The organism is Thiohalophilus thiocyanatoxydans (assembly GCF_004366735.1).
In the GTDB taxonomy this organism is placed as follows: domain Bacteria; phylum Pseudomonadota; class Gammaproteobacteria; order UBA6429; family Thiohalophilaceae; genus Thiohalophilus; species Thiohalophilus thiocyanatoxydans.
Genome location: NZ_SOQX01000001.1, coordinates 557,656 through 574,063 on the forward strand (window position 1 = coordinate 557,656; position 16,408 = coordinate 574,063).

The following is a 16,408-nucleotide window of genomic DNA, read 5'->3' on the forward strand; positions in this document are numbered from 1 at the left end:
CTTATAGATTGTTTCTCAAATCTGTGTTAAATATTCGGAGGCACTGGGCTATACTGGGGTCAATTGAGAATGAGAAGAATTTCCAGTCGGTCTTGATTTTCAACGCAGGTGGGCACGGGTGTTGGCAGAGCAAGCAATGACAGACAGTTACGAAGGTCTCAAGGTCCTGGTGATCGATGACAGTAAAACCATCCGCCGGACCGCGGAGACTCTGTTGAAAAAAGTGGGGTGTGAGGTGATTACCGCCGAGGATGGGTTCGAGGCCCTCTCCAAGATTGCGGATACCCATCCGGACATCATTTTCGTGGATATCATGATGCCGCGGCTGGACGGTTACCAGACAACCGCCCTGATCAAGAATAACAAGGTTTTTCGGGATACCCCGGTGGTCATGCTCTCCAGCAAGGACGGGCTGTTTGACCGGGCGCGAGGACGGATTGTGGGCTCGGAGCAATACCTGACCAAACCCTTTACCAAAGAAGAGTTGCTCGGGGCGATCAAGAGTCTGGTACTGGAATAAATCTGAGAACAACCCGTCACGTGACGGCACGATTCTGTTCAGTTCAGTGTTAGGAGGTTTAACTAAATGGCGCGCATATTGATTGTCGACGATTCCCCGACCGAGACCCACGTGCTCAAGGGAATGCTGGAGAAAAACGGCCACCAGGTCGATGCCGCGGATAATGCCGAAGGCGGGATTGCCCGCACCAAGGAGACCCGTCCGGATCTGGTGCTGATGGATGTGGTGATGCCGGGGATGAACGGCTTTCAGGCAACCCGGGCCCTGACCAAGGATCCCGATACCCAGAATATTCCGATTATTATCGTAACGACCAAGGATCAGGAGACTGACCGGGTCTGGGGTATGCGTCAGGGCGCCCGGGATTATATTACCAAGCCGGTCGAAGAGACGGATCTCAATAATAAAATCAACGCGGTACTGGGCGGCTGAAAGAGATGGCGGCAGTCCGGAGTCAGGAGCCGTTTGCGCTGCTGCGGGATATCGAGTTCCGCAGCCAGCAAAAAGCACTGGGTCTGCCACAAAAAATCGAAGTACGCCGGACCTGGTCGGGTATCGGTTTTCGCCTCGGTGATCAGCAGCTGGTTTCGCCGACCGACGAGGTGCTGGAGATACTCAAGTATCCCCCGTTAACCCGGGTGCCCAGTGCGCTCTCCTGGGTCAAGGGTATTGCCAATATCCGGGGCAGTCTGGTGCCGGTGATGGACCTTAAAGCCTTTCTGGGCGAGGAGCCCGTCAAGTTGCAACGCGAGTCACGGGTGCTGGTAATTCAACAGGGTGGTTTTACCAGTGGCCTGTTGGTGGATGAAGTTCTGGGGATGCGCCACTTTTTTGAAGAAGAACGCAGCGACCAGTTGCCGGCGGTGTCCACCAATCTGGCAACCTACCTCAATGGCGCGTTCAAACAGGGAAACACGGTCTGGGGCATTTTCGATATGCGGAATCTGGCGAAAAGCACCCGGTTTATGGAGGTCGCCTCGCGCGGTTAGGGGCGTCGTGTCACAGTCTGTACCGGCAAGGCAGGACGGCGGGACAGTACAGCTAATAACAATGCCGGCAGAAACGAATGCGATGGCAGGAGTAAAGATATGAAAGTCAAAGGTATCAGTCTGAAAGGAGGGGTCTCGACAGGCCGTCTGCTCGCGCTGTTGGGTCTGGCATTACTGGCCTCGGTACTGGCAATGGGGGTCAGCTTCTACCTCAACGCCCAGAAAGAGGCGCAGGACGTGGAATACGTCGACCGGGCCGGTAGTCAGCAGGTGCTGTCGCAGGAAATCGCCAAGTTTGCCACCCAGGCGGCACGCGGTGATCTCGACGCTTTTCCGAAATTGTCGCAGGTGCGTGATCAGTTTAATGAAGGTATCCGCTGGCAGTCGGCGCGAACGCCGCCAGAAGCTTCTGCCGCGCTGGAGCGAATGAACGAGTCCTGGGAAGCGTATCGCCGTAACGTCGATGTCATGCTCGAGAACCGCGACGTAGTGACCACCATGCGCGAGCATATCCAGAATATCAATGAACAGATCCCGAACCTGCTGGCCCTCTCCGACGAAGTCGTTGCCACCATGACCGAACAGGGGGCGGAGCCCGATCAGATCTACATCGCCACCCGGCAGTTGATGTTGACCCAGCGTATTCACAGTAACGTTAACCGGATACTGGAAGGGGGTGAAGAGGCGGTGACCGCCGCGGACCGTTTCGGTCGTGATGCGGCGTTGTTCGGCCGGGTTATCACGGACATGTTGCGGGGTAACCGGAACATGGGGATTCGCCGCATAACCGATCCCGCCTCACGCGAAAAACTGGAACAGGTACAGGAGCAGTTCCGTGCCCTGCGCGAGCAGGTCGGGGGGATTCTGGAACGTTCTCCCGAGATGTTTGAGGTCTCCAACGCCGCGGAAGAAGTCCTGGCCCAATCGGATGGCGTGTTAACCGATGTTCAGCAACTGGGTGAGGCTTATGCGAATGCCATCAAGTTGCGCTATGAAGCCGTGCTGGTTTATGCATTCGCGGCACTGACCATTGTGCTGCTGGTGTTGATGGGGATTCTCTACTGGCGCGATTCACGCAAACGACTCAAAGAGATCGAGCAGCAGCGTTCTGCAATCGCGCAGACCAACGCCCAGAACCAGGAAGCGATCCTGCGACTGCTGGACGAGATGGGTGACCTGGCCGACGGTGACCTGACCGTCTCCGCGACGGTCACCGAGGACATCACCGGCGCGATCGCCGACTCCATTAACTACGCGATCGACGCCCTGCGCAGTCTGGTATCAGCAATCAACGATACCACCGAGCAGGTTTCCTCGGCGGCCCAGCAGAGTCAGGCCACGGCCATGCATCTGGCCGAAGCCTCCGATCACCAGGCGCAGCAGATCACCGGCGCCAGTACCGCGATCAATGAAATGGCGGTCTCTATCGAAGGCGTATCCAACAACGCGGCCGAGCTGGCCGATGAAGCCCAGCGCGCGGTACAGATCGCGGGCAAGGGCTCCGACGCGGTGCAACGTACCATTCACGGGATGGACACTATCCGCGAGCAGATCCAGGAAACCTCCAAACGTATCAAACGTCTGGGTGAATCCTCGCAGGAAATCGGGGACATCGTGGAGCTGATTAACGACATCGCCGAGCAGACCAACATTCTGGCCCTGAATGCCGCCATCCAGGCGGCCATGGCCGGGGAGGCCGGGCGTGGTTTCGCGGTGGTTGCGGACGAAGTCCAGCGCCTGGCGGAACGTTCCGGTGACGCGACCCGCCAGATCGACGCGCTGGTAAAAGCGATCCAGTCGGATACCAACGAGGCGGTGGCTTCCATGGAACAGAGTACTTCCGGGGTAGTACACGGGGCCAAGCTGGCCCAGGACGCCGGTACCGCACTGGAAGAGATCGAATCGGTCTCCAATCATCTTGCGGAACTGATTGCGCATATCTCCAATGCGGCGAAACAGCAGGCCACGGCCGCGACCAATATTTCCGACACCATGAACGTGATTCAGGAGATCACCACCCAGACGTCGGCCGGGACCAACGAAACGGCGGCTTCCATCGGTAATCTGGCCGAACTGGCGAATGAACTACGCCATTCAGTTGCCGGTTTCCGTCTGCCGCAACAATAACCGCACAGTGCTGGAGGAACGTCGATTGACGGCTGTGCTAGACAAACCCGTGCCGCTATCGTCGCCGAGCGAGACGATGGATGAGGCGCAATTCAGCCGCTGGGCAAACCTGCTGGAGCGGCGCACGGGCATCTATTTGCCGTCGAGACGGCGTTCCTTTCTGATCTCCAGTCTTAACATTCGCATGCAGGAACTGGGCATTGCCGACTATGAGACCTATTTCAACTATCTGACGACCGGCGCCCGCGGCGCCGTGGAATGGGAGATTCTGGTCGATCGGCTGACGGTTCATGAAACCCGTTTCTATCGCGACGAACAGGCTCTGGCCGTGGTGCGGCAGCACGCCCGGCAGTGGCTGGAGCAGCACCCGTCAAGCTCCGAGCGCTTTGACATCTGGAGTGTCGGCTGCGCCACCGGCGAGGAAGCCTATTCACTGGCGATTTTGCTTGACGATCTGTTCATCCATAGCGGCAGTTGTGCCTATCTCGGTATTACCGCTACGGATGTCAGCTCTGCGGCACTGACCGCCGGGCGCAAGGGTGTTTACCATTACCACCGGATCAAGAATCTGCCCGAATCGTTCCAGACTCATTATTTTGAGGCACTGGACGAACAGCATGTACAGGTTATTCCCGAGTTACAGCGACGCGTCTGCTTCATGCGCCAGAATCTGCTGGAGCTGGGCCAGTCCCGCATCGGCAAGATGGACATTATTTTTTGCCAGAATGTTCTGATCTATTTCCCGCGCGAACGGCGCCTGGAAATCCTGGATTACCTGGCGGAACATCTCAAACCGGGTGGTCTGCTGGTGCTGGGCGCCGGTGAAATTATCGATTGGCACAATCCTTTGGTCCAGGCCGAAAGTCGGCAGGGTGCTCTGGCTTATCGACGCTCAGCGCTGGAGACTGAGGCATGAGCGTGGATAACGACCTCGATCTCAATACCCTGAGCTGGGTTAAAGCGGAGCTGGATGACACGCTGGGTCAGGCGCGTTCCGCGCTGGAAGTGTATGTCGAGGATGAGGCGGATGAAACCCAGCTGCAATTTGTCAAAAACTACCTGCATCAGGTATACGGCACATTGCAAATGGTCGAGTTGTACGGCGCGGCAATGGCTGCCGAGGAGATGGAGCACCTTCTCGACAGCTTGATTGAAGGTGAAATCGGCAATCGCAATGATGCTTATGAAGTATTGATGCGGGGGATTCTGCAGCTGCCCGATTACCTGGACCATCTGCTGGCCGGTCACCAGGATATGCCGATGGTACTGTTGCCGCTGCTCAATGACATGCGCGCAACCCGCGGTGAATCCCTGCTTTCAGATAATGCCCTGTTCAATCCCGATCTGGCAGTCAAGGCGCCGGTCAACGAGACCATTACCGGCGAGAACCTCAGTGAGCTGACCCGCAAACTGCGGCATAACTACCACCTGGGGTTACTGGGCTGGTTCCGCGATCAGGACAGCGACGCCTCGCTGGCCCGCATTGCCGAGGTGATTAACACCTTGCGCGAGTCGGCCAGCGAGGAAGAAATGAATCGCCTGTTATGGGTGGCCAGCGGTCTGGTCGAGAGTCTGCGTCAGGGCGGGCTGGACAGCAATGTCTCCATCAAGCTGTTACTCGGTCAGCTGGACCGTCAATTCAAGAAGATCATTGATAACGGCGTTACCGCGCTGAGCCACGAGCCCCCCGCCGAGCTGCTGAAAAACCTGCTCTATTATGTGGCCAGCTCCCAATCGGACGGGGAACTGACCCGCGAGATCAAAGAAGCCTTCAAGCTGAAGGATATCCTTCCCGGCGCGGGTGAGCTGGAACGGGCGCGTGCCGATCTGAGTGGTCCGAACGCCCAGTTGATGAAAACAGTCTCGACCGTGCTGCTGGAAGATCTGACCCGGGTCAAAGATAACCTGGATCTGTTTGTCCGGGCGGAAGAGCGGCATAGCGAAGAACTCCGTCCTGTTTGCGACACACTCAAGCAGATGGCGGATACGCTCGGCATGCTGGGGCTTGGCGTACAACGTAATGTGATCAATGAGCAGATTGAAACTCTCGAGGCGATGGTCTCAGGTGAAAGGGAAGTAGATGACACGACGCTGATGGACATGGCCGGCGCCATGCTTTCGATCGAAAACTCGCTGGGAGAAATCGCCACTGCCCGTGCCGCCAATGAGGAATATGACGAAAACACTGACAAGGCCGAGAGCGCCGAGCGTCTGCAGGGTGTCGAGCGCCAGAAGCTGCTGCAGACCGTCATCGAGCAGGCCAAGGTCGAGCTGGCGCGAATCAAGGAAGTGCTCAGCGATTTCAGCCGGGAACCCGGCAACCGCGACATACTGGCTGCGGTGCCGCACTCTTTTGAGCAGATTCGCGGCAGTATTCTGATCCTGAATCTGGATCGCGCGGCCGATCTGCTTGATCGGCTGACAGGTTATATCCGCAAGTTGCAGGTCGATACGGCGGCACCGGACGAAGACAGCCTGGATCATCTGGCCGACGCCATCAGCAGCATCGAATATTATCTGGAATCGTTGGCAGGTAAATGGGGCAATCCCGATGCCATCCTCAATGTCGCAGAGCAGAGTCTGAATCATCTGTCTCAGGGCCTTTCCGAGGCGGAACCGGCGACTCCCCGAAACCCTGACGGCGGATCAATCGACGAGGCGACGCCGGAAGATTGGTTCGTGTCAGAAGAGGACGGGGGCGAACTCGAGAATACGGTGGATAACTCCGGTGATTCCCCCGACAAGGATGATGAGGAGGCCGTCGTTCTGGGTGCAGTCGATGATCTCAGCGTCAATTTAGACAACCTTGATGAAACCGGGCTTGAAGGTATACAGAGTACTGAAGAGCAGAATGTTGAGCTGAGTTTCGGGGAAGAAAATTTTACCGAATCTGAGCAGGACGGAGCACAAAGTGTGGAGCGGCCTGCCGCAGCGGCGGACCTTGTGGAGGAGCAAGAGTCACCTGCAACGGAACAGCAGAGTGAGCCGGCATCGGGGTTTGACGAAGTCGATGATGAAATCATCGACATTTTCATGGAAGAAGCGCAAGAAGAACATGCCAATATCCAGCGCCTGTTACCGCAGTGGCTGAATAATCCTCAGGATAATCAGGCGCTTCATGATTTGCGTCGTTCTTTCCACACCCTCAAAGGCAGTGGCCGGCTGGTTGGCGCCAGTGATGTCGGCGAGTTCGCCTGGGCGTTTGAGAACATGCTCAATCGGGTGATCGATAAGACTATTGAGCCCGGACCGGAAATGTTCCAGGTCCTGGAGCAGGCCGAACAAGCCCTGCCCGAGATATTCGAGCAGTTTCGTCAGGGGAGCCGGCCGTCACAATCCGTCCTCGCCCTGATGGAGCATGCCGATGCCCTGAGTCACGGCAAGTCGGTGGCACTAAAAGAGTCCTCCGCCGCACCGGCGCCTGACGAGACGGCGGCATCGTCCTCGTCAGCTGATGCGACGCAAGAGGCGCCGGAACAGAGCATAAACATCGAAGAAAACGAAACCGAGGCAGCGGGGATTGATCCGGTCCTGTTGGATATTTATCGCAAGGAGGTGGATACCCATCTGGCGACCCTGCAGACATATATCTCTAACTGGTATGACGGGGTCGATCGGAGTGCCAGTAACGATCTGTTGCGTGCCTTGCATACCCTCACCGGCAGTTCGCGCACCACGGGAATAACGAGCGTTGCCGAGCTGTGCAGCGTGTTTGAAAAATACATCAAGGAACTGCAGCAATACAGCCAGCCAGTGGATCAGGCCATGGTCGAGCTGTTGGAGGTATTGCACGGCTATGTCTCGCGGGCGGTCGAGATTATTGAACAACCCGGCGCGGAATTGCCCGACAGCAGCGGATTAATGGCCTCGATCCAGTCTATGCTGGATAATTTTGAGCCGCCGGAGTCCAGTGATCTCGAGCAGCAAATAGCGCAACCGGCAGAGGGCGAGTCGCCAGCGACTCCCGCCCCCCCCCGGCAGCCGGAAGCACAACCCGAAGAAGAGGCGTCAGCGTCGGCGGAAGCCACACAACCCGAAGAAGAGGTGTCAGCGCCGGCGGAAGCAATACAACCCGAAGAAGAAGCGTCAGCGTCGGCCGAGCCCCTGTCGGCGGATTACGATTCGGATTTGCTGGATATCTTCATTGAGGAAGGTGAGGAAATTCTGGAGCAAAGCGATGATACCCTGTTGCAATGGCGCGATGAGCCGGATAACCAGGCGCTGATCGAGTCGTTGCAACGGCAACTGCACACCCTCAAGGGGGGCGCACGCATGGCCGGGGTATCCGAAATCGGCGATCTCGGTCACAGTCTCGAGTCGATGTTGACGGCCGTGGTGGATGGTCACATGGCGGTTTCGCCGCCGATGTTCGGCCTGGTGCAGCGCGCGCAGGATCGGCTGGTCGGCATGCTGGAACAGGTCAAACAGAGCTTACGCCCGCAGCCGGCCGAGGATCTGGTTCAGGAAGTGGACAGCCTGCTGGGACGCCCGAGCCTGGGACGACAGGCAGGCGGCAACGAGACTGCGGAGACAGAAGCCGGGAACGCGGAGACCGTTGACGCTGCGTCAGGCGCCGTTGTCGAGGACGACGTCGTTAATTCGGATGCAGCAGCCCCGGATGGCGAGCTGGCGGATACAGCGCCGGAAGCTGCGGCAGAAACAGAGCTTCCGAGCGCGGCTTCGACACAGCAACCGGCCGAGGATGACGGTGATGGTTCGCGTGATCGACGCAAGGCCTCGCGGGTACAGTATGAACAGGTGCGGGTACGTGCTGACCTGCTTGATAATCTGGTCAATTTTGCCGGTGAGGTGAGCATCTACCGCTCACGCATGGAGCAGCAGACCAACGCCTTCCGTTTCAATTTGCAGGAACTGGATGACACGGTGTCGCGTTTGCGTGAGCAGTTGCGCCAGTTCGAGATCGAGGCGGAAACCCAGATCCAGTTCAAGAAAGAAGAACGTCTGGAGAAGGGGTATGAAGACTTTGACCCGCTCGAATTCGACCGCTTTACCCAGATGCAGCATCTGTCGCGCGGGATGATGGAAAGTCTCAGCGATCTGGACAGTATCAAGGGGATTCTGGGTAACGTTACCCGTGAGTCCGAAACCCTGCTGTTGCAACAGTCCCGGGTCAACACCGAACTGCAGGAAGGCTTGATGCGTACCCGCATGGTGCCGTTCTCGGGACAGGCACCGCGTCTGCGGCGTATTGTGCGCCAGACCGCCGATGAGATGGGTAAACAGGTGGAATTGCATCTGGCCGGAGTGGATGCAGAACTGGATCGCCAGGTACTGGATCGGGTTATCCCGCCCATCGAGCATATGCTGCGTAACGCTGTGGCGCACGGTATTGAAAGTCCTGAACAACGCCAGGCAGCCGGTAAGCCCGATACCGGCAATGTCAATATGGCGCTTACCCGTGAAGGCTCGGATATTGTGATTCGGATTTACGACGACGGCAAGGGACTTGATCTGAAAGCGATTCACCAAAAAGCTATCGAACGCGGCCTGCTCAATCCGGGCGAGAAGGTCAACAAGGACATCCTGCTTAATATGATTATGCAGTCAGGCTTCAGTACCGCCGACGAGGTAACCCAGATCGCCGGTCGGGGCGTGGGTATGGATGTGGTGAACAGTGAAATCAAGCAGCTTGGCGGCCTGCTGGAAATTGATACCGAAGAAGGGCGCGGAGCAAGCTTTACCATCAGTCTGCCACTGACCCTGGCAATCTCGCGGGCTTTGATGGTGTATGTCGGTGATGAATTGTACGCTGTGCCGTTGCTCAATGTTCAGGGTGTCGAACGTATCAGCAACAGGGAACTACGGACACTGATGCAAAGTGATGATCCGGTTTATACCTGGGTTAATGAAGATTACAAATTGCTGCATCTGGGCAACCTGCTGGGCGGTACTGTGCCGGCTGTGCCGGATGATGATGAACGACTGCCCTTATTGCTGGTGCGTAGTGGTGACTACCGCGCCGCAATACGGGTAGAGGGGCTGACAGGGAGTCGCGAAATCGTGGTTAAACCTGTCGGCCCGCAACTGAGTACGCTGCGCGGAATCTCGGGCGCAACCATTATGGGCGATGGCAGCGTGGTGCTGATTCTGGATCTCGCGGTTCTCGTCCGCCTGACCGCGGTCCACCGAGAAGAAGAGGTAATCGATCTCACACCGCAAGAAGCACCGAAAGTGCATACCAAACCGGTGGTGATGATTGTTGACGACTCGATTACTGTTCGCCGGGTAACGACACGTTTGCTCGAACGCAACGGCTTCGAAGTGGTTCAGGCAAAAGACGGCGTGGATGCCCTGTCACAGTTACAGGAACAGGTTCCCGATATCATGCTGCTGGACGTTGAAATGCCCCGAATGGATGGTTACGAGCTGGCGGGCAATATGCGCGGCAGCGAGCGTACCCAGGATGTCCCCATTATCATGATCACCTCCCGGACGGGTGAGAAACATCGTCAGCGCGCTATGGATGTCGGTGTGAATGTCTATATGGGCAAGCCCTATAACGATGCCTCGTTACTGGAAAATATCAACTCATTGATCGGACAGTAAGTTGTGATCCCGCTCCGTCCTTCTGGTAAGCATTGATGGACAGAAAGGCTCCTGGCGAGCTTGCCGGAAGACTTTTAACAGGATGAACGCGGCAAAACTGCTTCTATGGATGGCGAAATATTCATGTCGGTAAATTTGCCGAAGAGCGAGTTGCGCGGGATTCGTATCGCGGTGGCCACGGCTTCCTCGCGCCACCGTGATAAGCTGCAGAAGATATTCGAGCGTGCGGGCCTGCGGGTTATATTGAATGAGCCTTTCAGTGACAGTTTCATTGCCAAAATTCCCCACAACAAGATCGATGTTTTGCTGCTCGATCTCGACGAAGGGGATGAAACACAGCATTTGTTACTGGAAAAGTTGCTTGAGTCGACAGAGATCCCGATTATATTTAATGATGTCAGCGCCCTGGCATTTAATGAACCGGGAAAACAGGGCAAATGGTTCGGTATTCTGATGGGCAAGATTGCCGAAATTACAGGCCGGCTGGAAGGTGAAATGCCGGATATGGAGGCCGGCAGCTATGCTGTCAATGAAACATTGTCGGCGCGGGACAAGACCCTGGCGACCCGGGTCTGGGTGTTGGCGGCTTCACTGGGGGGGCCCGATGCCATCAAACGCTTTCTGGCGAAGCTGCCCGAGGATTTTCCAGCCAGTCTGATTCTGGCTCAGCATCTTGGCGCCAGTTTTGAGCCGTTATTGGCGCAACAACTGGATCGCATCACGCCCCTCAGGGTGATGCCGGCCCGGGTCGGCCACTCGCTGCACCATGGTGAAATCATTGTCGCGCCAGTCGGGCAGCGATTGAGAATTAATCCCATCGGGGTGATCGAGTTACTCCCCCAGGTGATTCCTTCGTTTTACACGCCCTCGATTGATACGGTTATCACCGATATCGGCCTGCGTTTTGGCGCTAACAGCGGGGCGATTATTTTCAGTGGCATGTGTGATGACAGTGTCCTGGGTGTGCGCGCCATGCATGCCATGGGCGGCCCGATCTGGACCCAGGAGGCAGAAAGCTGCGTCATCAGCAACATGCCCGATCAGGTTCGCAATACCGGCGTCAGCAGCTATACTGGCACGCCGGAGCAATTGGCCGCTAAACTGGTGGAACATCTGACACAACGGCAGGCAGACTATGGCTGAAATTACCCCCATTAATACACGCCGCGACGGGATGGCGGTGACCGGCAAACAGGCCAGTGATGCGGTTCACTGCCTGCAGATACCCATGTACGAGGAGTCGATCCTGTTGCCCAATGCGGCGGTGGCCGAAGTGGTCGGCTATCTCGAGCCGGAACCGCAGCCGGGCGCCCCCGATTGGTACCTGGGAAAAATTACCTGGCGTGAACACAAGGTCCCGCTGGTCTCGTTTGAGGTGGCCAGTGGCGGTCAGGATCCCGGTGCGCTGGATGGCGCACGCGTCGCCGTACTCAATACCCTGCAGGGTAATCCACGGCTTCCCTATATTGCCATCGTGACCCAGGGGCTGCCCAGTCTGAAACTGGCCCGTGAAGAACAGGTTACGCCGGATTCACGCGACCTGGGTGATCGGCAGTCCATCGCCGGTTTCGTGCAGCTTGACGGCGTCTCGCTGGTCGTCCCTGATATCGACGACCTCGAATCCCGCATCCAGCGTCTGCAGGTGGTGTGAGTCCTTTTTTCGAGTTCTCTGGAATGTAACGCAGAGGACGCAGAGGCGCGGAGAGTAAAGGTTTTGTCTCGCTAAATTGAGGGCATTGCGTCCTTGTCCAACGCTTTCGCCGAAGATTCTCACTTAAGTCAGTTTATTTTTCACTCTGCGTCTCCGCGCCTCCGCGAACTCCGCGTTAATCATTCTGACCTTGAGAAGGGGCCTGGTCGAGGTCACCCCAGAGGGTTTGCGCGGCGGTGAGGCCGGCGACGACGGCGGTTTCGGTGCGCAGGATCCGTGGGCCGAGACGGACGCCGATGGCGTCGTGTTGATAGGCCAGTTTGCGTTCCGCCTCGCTAAAGCCGCCTTCGGGACCGATCATCAGGACAAGCGGCTGCGGTCGATTGCAGTCTGACAGGTCCTGTTCGCTGCGCGGATCGAGAATCATGTGCTGTCCGGCCAAAGGGGTTTCAAGAAACGTCTGATACGCGGTCACCGGATCGAGTTTTGGCAAGACCGCCCGCCCGGACTGCTCGCAGGCACTGCGGATAATGCCCTGCCAGTGCAGGCGGCGCTTTTGCTCACGCCTGTCATCCAGTTGTACAACACAGCGTTCGGTCTGCAGCGGGGTCAGGTGATTGATACCCAGTTCCACCGCTTTCTGGATCGCATAGTCCATGCGTTCGCCCTTGGCGATACCCAGTGCAAGATGGCTTTGCAGGGGGGATTCGTTGTCTACTGCATGCGATGCTTCAATATAGACGCTGGCCTGTTTCTTGGATATGGCCGTCAGCTTGCCACTGTAATCTCTGCCATCCCCGTTAAACAGGATCAAGCTGTCGTCAGGTTTCAGGCGCAGCACACCGATACTGTGGCGCATGGCGGCTGTGTCCAGCTCGATGGTGCTGCCGGCGCGCAGGGGCTGATCCTGATAGAAGCGGGGAATGCGCATACGAGGGGATGTCAGTCGCGGGTGGCCAGATCGATCCCTTCAGTCATCACCCGGGCCAGGTGTTCAATCTGTTCCGGGGTAATGACATAGGGCGGCATCAGGTAGGAGACGTTACCCAGCGGACGCAGCAGGGCCTCGTTTTTCAGGGCGTGCTGATAGACATGCAATCCACGACGTTCCTGCCATGGGTAGGTGATACGCGCTGCCTTGTCCTTGACCATCTCTACCGCCAGGATCATGCCGGTTTGACGCACTTCGCCCACGTGGGGATGATCCTTGAGGTGTTCGGTTGCCTGTTGCATGACAGTTGCAAGCCGCCTGTTTTGTTCGATCACATCGTCCTGTTCGAAGATATCCAGGGTAGCCAGGGCTGCGGCACAGCCCAGCGGATTACCGTTGTAACTGTGTGAGTGGAGAAAGGCGGAGAGTTTATCGTACTCGTCATAAAAGGCCTGATAGATCCGCTCATGGGTCAGGGTGACCGAGACCGGCAGATAGCCGCCGGTCAGCCCCTTGGACAGGCACATGAAATCGGGACTGATGTCAGCCTGTTCGCAGGCGAACAGGGTGCCGGTGCGACCAAAGCCGACCGCGATCTCATCGGCGATGAGATGCACGCCGTATTCATCACAGGCCTCGCGCAGCAGCTTGAGATAGACCGGGTCGTGCATGCGCATGGTGCCTGCGCATTGTACCAGGGGCTCGATGAACACGGCACAGACCTCATCGCTATGCCGTTCAAGCAAGGCGCGCATGTGCTCGAACTGGCGCGCACTGTAATCCCGGCAGCTTTCTCCCGGTTCGCGATAAAAACAGTCGGGCGAGGGCGCAGTAATTACGTCCATTAATAGCGGCTTGTAGGTTTCTTTGTATAGAGGTACATCGCCCGCAGCCAGTGCACCCAGGGTCTCGCCGTGATAGCTATTACTCAGAGTAATGAACTTGGTCTTTTGAGGCTTGCCGGTGTTGCGCCAGTAGTGATAACTCATCTTTAGCGCGACCTCGATGGCCGAGGAACCGTTGTCGGCATAAAAGCAGTGTGACAGACCGTCCGGCGTGATGTCGATCAGCCTCTCCGAGAGTTCTATGATCGGTTGGTGAGTAAAGCCAGCCAGAATGACATGCTCAAGCGTGTCCAGTTGCTGTTTGATGCGGTCGTTGATACGCGGATTGCAGTGACCGAACAGGTTGACCCACCAGGAACTGATGGCATCAATATAACGGTTGCCGTCGAAGTCTTCCAGCCAGACACCTTCCCCGCGTTTAATCGGAGTGACCGGAAGTGATTCGTGGTCTTTCATCTGCGTGCAGGGATGCCACAGCACCGACAGATCCCGTTGCATTAATTCTTTGTTATTCATAACTGTATACTCAGATTAATAACGAGTGGTTGTATAGGGTTCTCAAAAGATTATTTCACCGCAGAGACGCAGAGGACGCAGAGAATAAATAAACTATGGTACCGGGTGGTAATTCAAATATGGTAACTAAATATAAAGTAAGTGGATTTAATTAGCGATGATCTTCAGGATAACTGGTCGAGGCTAAAAGTATCTTCCGCATATCATTATATTTCTTTGCATCCTCTGCGTCTCTGCGGTGAAATGCGTTGCATGTGATTTTGCCAAATCTGGAACTTTATACAATGGGCGGCTCGGCGTCAGGGGGGCTGCCGGGATCGGTATCGGGCTGGTGCTGTTCGGTGAATTCCTCGACCCGGGCGGTGACGGTTTCCAGTTTGCGATAGCGGGCAACGTGGAACAGGGCGTCGCCCTCGTTGGCCAGCGGCAGGTTGGTGCGGCCGATCACGATGCCGTCGCAGGGGGCCTGGATTTCCATCTCATGTTCGCCAAAGGGATCGGCCAGGATCCCGAGCAGCTGGTCCTTTTCCACGCTGCCGCCCAGCGGCACCATGGTGCGCAGAATGCCGCCGGCCGGGGCCCGGACCCAGCTGCTGGCCCGGGCGTAGAGGGGCTTGTGTTCGCGCTGACGTCGGCTGCGGGAGGGTGGCAGCATCTCCAGATGACGCATCACATTGGTGATGCCCTTGAGCCCGGCGCGGATGCTGACCTCGTCGAAACGCAACGCCTCGCCGGCTTCATAGAGCAGCATGGGAATGCCTTTTTCCGCCGCCGCCTCGCGCAGGGAGTTGTCGCGCAGATCGGCATTGAGGATCACCGGTACGCCGAACACATGGGCCAGATCGGCGGTCTGCGAATCATCGATGTTGGCGCGGATCTGCGGCAGGTTGGTGCGATGGATGGCGCCGGTGTGCAGATCGATCCCGTGGGTGCTCTGTTCGACGATCTCGTGCATGAACTGGTAGGCCACCCGGGCGGCCAGGGAACCGCGCTCCGAACCGGGGAAACTGCGGTTCAGATCGCGCCGGTCGGGCAGGTAGCGCGATTGCTGGATAAAGCCGTAAACATTGACGATGGGGATGGCAAACAGGGTGCCACGCAAGCGTTTCAGCACCGGGAGCCGCAACAGGCGGCGGATGATTTCCACGCCATTGAGTTCATCGCCGTGGATGGCGGCGCTGACAAACAGTGCCGGGCCGGGCTTCTTGCCGCGAATGACCTGGACCGGCATGGCCACCTGGGAGTGGGTATAGAGTCGGGCAACCGGCAGATCGAGCGTGACCCGGCTGTTACGCGGGATCCGGTTACCGTTGACGGAGATGAACTCGGCGTCCATCGACTCAACCCTTGCCCCGGGTCTTGGTTTTGTGGGGTTTGGCGGACTTGTCGATGAAGTCGATGATCTGCCCGGCCACATCCTTGCCGGTGGCCAGTTCAATCCCCTCCAGCCCCGGGGAGGAGTTAACCTCCATGATGACCGGGCCGTGGTTGGAGCGCAGGATATCCACCCCGGCGACATTCAGGCCCATGGTCTTGGCGGCGCGCACCGCGGTAGAGCGCTCCTCCGGGGTCAGTTTGATTACCCTGGCCGAGCCGCCGCGATGCAGGTTGGAGCGAAACTCGCCTTCCTTGGCGGTACGCATCATCGCCGCCACGACCTTCTCGCCGATGACCAGGGCGCGGATGTCCGAGCCGCCGGCCTCCTTGATGAACTCCTGCACCAGGAAGTTGGCGTTCAGTTCGCGAAAGGCGTCGATAACGCTTTCCGCCGCCTTTTTGGTCTCGGCCAGCACCACCCCCTTGCCCTGGGTGCCTTCCAGCAGCTTGACCACCAGCGGCGCCCCGCCAACCAGCTTGATCAGCTCGCCGGTGTCGTCGACATCGTGGGCAAAACCGGTCACCGGCAGGCCAATCCCCTTGCGCGCCAGCAGTTGCAGGGAGCGCAGCTTGTCGCGCGAGCGGCCGATGGCGACCGACTCGTTGACGGGGTAGACGCCCATCATTTCCAGCTGGCGCAAGACGGCGGTGCCGTAAAAGGTAATCGAGGCACCGATGCGCGGGATCACCGCGTCAAAGCCCCGCAGCTGTTCCCCCCGGTAATAGATGCCGGGCCGCATACTGGTAATATCCATATAACATTTAAGTGGATTGACCACGCTGACGTCGTGACCGCGTTGTTTGGCCGCTTCGGCCAGCCGGCGGCTGGAATAGAGTTTTGCGTTCCGCGACAAGATCGCAATATTCATACGGACTCCGGAGTTT

Annotated in this window: 12 protein-coding genes; 8 read left to right on the forward strand and 4 right to left on the reverse strand. The window is 57.5% G+C overall.

Going from position 1 to position 16,408, the window contains the following annotated elements; all coding sequences use genetic code 11:
- Nucleotides 1-136 precede the first annotated feature (136 nt).
- From pilG to EDC23_RS02680, 8 genes are all read left to right on the forward strand, one after another.
- On the forward strand, nt 137-520 hold the full coding sequence (pilG, locus tag EDC23_RS02645) for a twitching motility response regulator PilG (protein WP_134080842.1): 384 nt from the start codon (nt 137-139) through the stop codon (nt 518-520).
- A gap of 66 nt (nt 521-586) precedes the next feature.
- Nucleotides 587-952, forward strand: a complete 366-nt coding sequence (gene pilH, locus EDC23_RS02650; protein WP_134080844.1) for a twitching motility response regulator PilH — start codon at nt 587-589, stop codon at nt 950-952.
- A 5-nt stretch (nt 953-957) separates the two neighbouring features.
- Nucleotides 958-1,509 carry a chemotaxis protein CheW gene (locus EDC23_RS02655; RefSeq protein ID WP_134080846.1) on the forward strand — a complete coding sequence of 184 codons (552 nt, stop codon included), beginning with the start codon at nt 958-960 and terminating at the stop codon, nt 1,507-1,509.
- Between the two features lie 99 nt (nt 1,510-1,608).
- Nucleotides 1,609-3,636: a methyl-accepting chemotaxis protein gene (locus tag EDC23_RS02660; protein ID WP_134080849.1), complete on the forward strand. Its 2,028-nt coding sequence runs from the start codon at nt 1,609-1,611 to the stop codon at nt 3,634-3,636.
- Between the two features lie 34 nt (nt 3,637-3,670).
- Nucleotides 3,671-4,552, forward strand: a complete 882-nt coding sequence (locus tag EDC23_RS02665; protein ID WP_243830703.1) for a CheR family methyltransferase — start codon at nt 3,671-3,673, stop codon at nt 4,550-4,552.
- On the forward strand, nt 4,549-10,203 hold the full coding sequence (locus EDC23_RS02670) for an Hpt domain-containing protein (protein WP_134080853.1): 5,655 nt from the start codon (nt 4,549-4,551) through the stop codon (nt 10,201-10,203). The genes EDC23_RS02665 and EDC23_RS02670 overlap by 4 nt, the downstream gene beginning before the upstream one ends.
- A gap of 123 nt (nt 10,204-10,326) precedes the next feature.
- Complete coding sequence (locus tag EDC23_RS02675) at nt 10,327-11,346, forward strand: chemotaxis protein CheB (protein WP_166668752.1); 1,020 nt, start codon at nt 10,327-10,329, stop codon at nt 11,344-11,346.
- Nucleotides 11,339-11,854 (forward strand): chemotaxis protein CheW, encoded by a 516-nt coding sequence (locus EDC23_RS02680; RefSeq protein ID WP_134080856.1) that lies wholly within the window; start codon nt 11,339-11,341, stop codon nt 11,852-11,854. Before EDC23_RS02675 ends, EDC23_RS02680 begins: the two co-directional genes overlap by 8 nt.
- A gap of 175 nt (nt 11,855-12,029) precedes the next feature.
- Here the strand turns inward: EDC23_RS02680 and EDC23_RS02685 are convergent, their stop codons facing one another.
- From EDC23_RS02685 to rimK, 4 genes are all read right to left on the reverse strand, one after another.
- Entirely contained in the window at nt 12,030-12,785 is a 756-nt protein-coding gene (locus tag EDC23_RS02685) for a 16S rRNA (uracil(1498)-N(3))-methyltransferase (protein ID WP_134080858.1), read from the reverse strand.
- Nucleotides 12,786-12,796: 11 nt separating this feature from the next.
- Nucleotides 12,797-14,146, reverse strand: a complete 1,350-nt coding sequence (locus tag EDC23_RS02690; RefSeq protein WP_134080860.1) for an adenosylmethionine--8-amino-7-oxononanoate transaminase — start codon at nt 14,144-14,146, stop codon at nt 12,797-12,799.
- A 277-nt stretch (nt 14,147-14,423) separates the two neighbouring features.
- On the reverse strand, nt 14,424-15,482 hold the full coding sequence (locus EDC23_RS02695) for a succinylglutamate desuccinylase/aspartoacylase family protein (protein ID WP_134080862.1): 1,059 nt from the start codon (nt 15,480-15,482) through the stop codon (nt 14,424-14,426).
- A gap of 4 nt (nt 15,483-15,486) precedes the next feature.
- Nucleotides 15,487-16,392, reverse strand: coding sequence for a 30S ribosomal protein S6--L-glutamate ligase (gene rimK, locus EDC23_RS02700; protein WP_134080864.1), 906 nt, complete (start codon nt 16,390-16,392; stop codon nt 15,487-15,489).
- Nucleotides 16,393-16,408 lie beyond the last annotated feature (16 nt).